5 protein-coding genes are annotated in these 4579 nt (G+C 58.1%); all 5 read right to left on the bottom strand.

Annotated features, from left to right (window positions below):
* Positions 1-214 precede the first annotated feature (214 nt).
* Positions 215-1333, bottom strand: coding sequence for a restriction endonuclease (locus QJT78_RS48785; protein WP_281460769.1), 1119 nt, complete (start codon positions 1331-1333; stop codon positions 215-217).
* A gap of 84 nt (positions 1334-1417) precedes the next feature.
* Positions 1418-1750 (bottom strand): hypothetical protein, encoded by a 333-nt coding sequence (locus QJT78_RS48780; RefSeq protein ID WP_212497671.1) that lies wholly within the window; start codon positions 1748-1750, stop codon positions 1418-1420.
* A complete protein-coding gene (locus QJT78_RS48775; RefSeq protein ID WP_281460768.1) occupies positions 1747-3879 on the bottom strand; it encodes an AAA family ATPase in 2133 nt (710 codons plus the stop codon). The genes QJT78_RS48780 and QJT78_RS48775 overlap by 4 nt, the downstream gene beginning before the upstream one ends.
* On the bottom strand, positions 3876-4070 hold the full coding sequence (locus QJT78_RS48770; protein ID WP_157790354.1) for a hypothetical protein: 195 nt from the start codon (positions 4068-4070) through the stop codon (positions 3876-3878). The genes QJT78_RS48775 and QJT78_RS48770 overlap by 4 nt, the downstream gene beginning before the upstream one ends.
* Positions 4071-4226: 156 nt before the next feature.
* The gene (locus QJT78_RS48765; RefSeq protein ID WP_080586911.1) at positions 4227-4439 is read right to left on the bottom strand and encodes a BsuBI/PstI family type II restriction endonuclease; all 213 of its coding nucleotides are present in this window, start codon (positions 4437-4439) and stop codon (positions 4227-4229) included.
* Positions 4440-4579: the final 140 nt, after the last annotated feature.

Here is a 4579-nt window from a genome sequence, read left to right as displayed (position 1 = left end):
CGTCAGGCGGCGAAAAGCCGAAGGCAATCCTGTGCGCCTCGTCAGACAAGATGTGCGGCCGCATCAATCGGGCCCAAAAGCCGCACTCTCACGAATAGGACGGGCTAGATCCTTGATCATTTGTGTTATGGAGCTTAGCAGCGCTATCCAGTTGATTCTATTTAACTATCTGCGTTCGCATAACATAGATTATGGAATATCCGAAATATGTCCGCTAATTTCGAGTGAGCGGGAATCCCTTTATCCAGGTCTGGAGCGTGATGTAGTCGTGCAGCTGCATCTGGTGTTCAATGCGCTGCTGATATTCCCTGGCCCCTGACGTAAAGAATGACGTTGTGACGATTGCGCCGGCGGTCGCTCGCTCGGCCTGAAGAACCCCATGAAGCGATCGCACGATCTCGACTCCCACTTTGTGCGTAGGAGCGTATCGCTTGCATTCGACCAAATAGAGGAATTGCCCTAATCCTTCTTTTCGTGCGGCATAGATGTCGAATCCACCGTCCCTCTTTTCGGGGGTCAATGTGATCTCGTAGCCCATCTTGGCCAGTATCTCTCCGACCAACTCTTCAAACTTGCGGGGCGGTAGGCTCCTCACCAGTTCTGGCTTGGCCCTCAGAAGCTTGAGGATCTCATCGTTGGCCGTGCTGACCTCAACAATGACCTGCCGCTCGGAATCGCCCTTCAGCGGCCTGCCGTCAGGCCCCACAAGGCCATTTGCTCGAAAACCTCGCAGGTGACGGAGTATCTCACCTATGGCATCGCTCCGACCGCTGCGGAGCTCCTGCAGTGCCAAACTCACAATTGCGGGGTGTCCCTGTGAGATTTCTCGCAGCCGTTGAAGGTCTTGCAGCTGGAGGGACGCCCCCATCTCCTCAGCGACGTTGTTAGCGAGCAGGTAGAACTCTCGCTCATCCAGGCCGCCCAGCACGATCTGCTCGGAGGACATACGTGCGAGTTGGACACGTGAAATCACGATGCTTCGCAGATTTGGATACCGGAAGTGAGCCTCGTCAAGCTGCTTCATCAACTGAGACTGGGCTTCCCATGACACCCTGTCGAGATCATCGACTACCAACAGAAATCGGGCGACGATGGGAGCCGGTAGCCCAATGGGCTGTGCCGCCCTGGCCTCGTGGAGTGGCGCACTTAAGAACTCCACGCCGTCGGGAAATAAATCCGCAGCGGCGCGGGCAAACATTTGAACAAAGCTCGTCTTTCCAATCCCGCCCAGGCCCGTCACGACGACGCTTCGCGGAAATTCTCCAGTCAGGAGAGATTTCAGCTTCTCAAACTCCTTAGATCGGCCGACATACATGGCGCCGACAGGAGACATAGCTGGTCGCCACTCCTTCTAAGTAGACATAGTTCGGATTCTACCTGCGGATTCGCCGACTTCAACTAAGGCGATGAAGGCGCATCATCGTTTATTCAGTGAGCGGTAGAAGCGCTTGGTGCCGCTGCCAGGCGGATCCTCGCACATGAAGCATTCGGCATAGGTGTCGATTGCTTGCATCACGCCCTGCAAGGATGGGCTGGAGAACGCGTTGGTCGTCCCCGTCGCGTAGTGGGCCACGAAATTGCCGGTGATACTGGCCATATGAGTCTGTAGGCCCGCTTGCTGTGCTGCATCCAGGATCAGATCGCCGGCGGCCTTGTGCAACTTCACGGCCGCCTCGATCGCGGCCACCGCATTGCCCACCTGCTTATTGTTGTCGTCGAGCGCGAAATCAATCGGGACCGGGATTTTCACTTTCTGGATGATCTCCAGTAGCCGATGCTCCAGGTACTGACGAAGTCGCGGCGCCGCGTCGTCGATCTGGCCGGCCTGCAGGAACCGCAAAGTGGCATCACGAACACGATTGACCGCATCAGATTGCGGCAACACGGCCGTGCGGGCTGTCCCTTCCAACCGTTGATGTCGCCACCCCTGCCGCTGTTGCGGTTGAAAAGCTTCTCGAGGAGGGTGTCATGGCTCAGAAGAATGACTTGTGGCCCGTCAGCCTGCATCGGACGCGCAAACTGGGTACGAATGAGCTCCATCAGGTGGAATTGGTGCCCCGCGTCGAAGCTGGAGGTCACATCGTCAAGAACCACGAACCGCGGCTCGCCTCCATAAAGCGTCGCCGCCGCCAGGTAGACCGACACGGCAAACGCATTGCGGAAGCTCTCAGAGAGGAGCGCCTGCGCGGACACGTTCTTGAGCGTGAAAAACTCGGACAGACCGATAGAAAGAGCCTCGGCACCATCGGCCTTGGCCAGCGACGGCTTGACAGGCTGGTACATGATCGAGCCGAAGAACTTCTGACACAGGGGCTCGACGGCGGCCAACCGGCGCTTGGAAAGATTCGCCTCCGCGGTAGCGAAGGTCTCACTCGCCCGGTCTAGGAAGGCCTTGATCCGCGTGATGGCCGCAAGCTTGCCGGTGACTTTCGTGAGAGAGGCCTGCGCGCCCTCGATTTCATTCCAAGCCTTCTGCAGGCGTCTGGCGGCCTCAACCGCGGTCGTGACCGCAACGAGGGACGCCGGAAGTTCCTTCTCCAGCGCCTCGCGCTTGGTCTTTGCGTCCTTGAGGGCCGCCGACGCTCGGTCGATCAACGTGTTTCGCCAGGTCCAAAGATCTGCAACGTTCGCCGCGGTTAGAGCCAATTCGGGCCTATGGGCCAGATTGGCGAAAAGGAGCTTCTCATCCTTGACCGCATGGGCCTCCTCCAGCTTGCGCAAATCGCTCCACGACTTTGCCTTCCATTCGGCATCGATGTTGACCGTGCAGTCCTCGAGCTCTTGGAAAGCGGCCAGGCGCACCTCCAAGTCGGGAAGCAAAGGTCCGGAGCCTTCATGCTCGCAAGCCGGGCACTTGTTCTTGTTCGGCCAACACTCATCCACAAGAACGGCGCGGCTCGCGGCGTAAAGATCCTTCAGCAACCGGCCAGCTGTCTTTGACAGCGTAGTGTCGCGCTGTTGCGCGAGAGCGAGCAGTTGCTGATGGTCCGCATCGGTTGGTCCCATCGAGATTTGGCTTGTGTACGTGGTCTCCTGGCGTCGCAACGTAGCCAGGCGCGCCGGACCATCGCCTCCTTCAGCCTTCTTGATCGACTCCACGCAGTCGTCGAGTGCTATATCAGCAAAGCTCTTGCCAGCGCAGTGCGGCATGAGAACCGCGATCTGATGCAACGCATCATGTGCCTTTGCGATCGCAGCCGCGTGATCTTTCTGCTCATGGAGAGAGGTCTGCGTCAGTAACTGAAACGCCGCGACCGCCTCAGCCTGCTGCTTGGCAATCGTTGCCTTCAAGGAGGTTTCCTGTTGCGTCAGGACTTTAACCTCGAAGTGGTTGTTGAAGGCTCGCGTGTTGGCAAGCCCTTGCAGTACCTGACGCAGGGTCGAGTATGCGGCGAGTCCAAGCAAGCCCGCAAAGGCTCGCCCCCTGTCGAGGGCCTTATCATCGATGAAGGACTGCAGCGTCTTGTGGTCGAGCAGGACGAAATCGCGGTTGAGGGACTCCAGAAGCTTCTCGCCGTCGATGTTGGCTGGGGAAGTCACCTTGCGAACGCCGAGGGCGTTGCGGGTTATGGTGAGCGAAACGGGCGCCCCTCCGCCGTCTGGCCGCACGGTCAAACGAATCGTTCCCGTGTTTTTTGAATGAAAGCGGTTCAAGTAGTAAGAATCACCGCTTTCCGTCGCCGGCAGCTCGTCGAGCTTCGGAATCTTCTTGCGCAATGCGTATGTGAGTGCGTCAAAGATAGAGCTCTTGCCGACGCCGTTGGGCGCGGAAACGGAGTTGACGGCATCGTGCGCGAAACTCAACACCAGAGGATCACCCTCATTGTTGATGCCGCGTACACCCTCGATCTCGAGGCGTTCCAAAAACCAGCCGCTCATGGTGCCTTCGGCGTTTTCGCTAGCGCAGCGAGAAGCTCGTCCCAAATCAGCGCCGGCTCCGCACCGGCGGCGAGATCATTGAGCCGGGTCGCTAGAACAGGTCCAAGCGTCGAGTCCAACTGTTCAAGCTCTGCACTGTATGCTGCAAAATTGTCGCCCAAAGGCGCAGTATCACTGAATTTGAAAACCATGGCCTCTCCCCTCGGCACATTCTCACCGACCGCGGCACAACTTTCAATAGAGCGATGCTCCGCATGCTACGAAAGTCATTGTCTGTATTTAGACACCAACCGATTGCCGCCGGGAGTGTTGGTCTGTGGGTCGGGTTGGCTCGGGTAGGTAAGGCGCTATGGCTTCAATTTGCAGAGCGGTCCGCTGCTACCGTCGATCAGTTCGACCAAGTGATCAGGCTCCGCAGCAAACCAGGCAAAGCTGCCCCATGCGAGCGAGCCCACGGTCTTCTTGAACTGAGCGGCACTGCGATCGAGATACGCCGTCATAAACGCAACGCTTTCTCTCGGAAATCCGGCAGCGTCGGTTAGCGCACCCGCGCAATGCAAAGCCCCTAAAGGGCTTCGGCGGGGTTTTAGGAGCTATGGCGGAATCTGGGTGATGACGGTGTGAGGAAGGCGGCGTATCGAGGCGGGTGACGAGCCTGCCAGAACCTCTCGAGGAGAGCGATACGCCATGACCGAGACTA

Origin of the sequence: Bradyrhizobium sp. Mp27, assembly GCF_029953005.1 — a bacterium.
GTDB classification, from domain to species: domain Bacteria; phylum Pseudomonadota; class Alphaproteobacteria; order Rhizobiales; family Xanthobacteraceae; genus Bradyrhizobium; species Bradyrhizobium barranii.
This window is presented reverse-complemented; position numbering and strand designations above follow the sequence as displayed.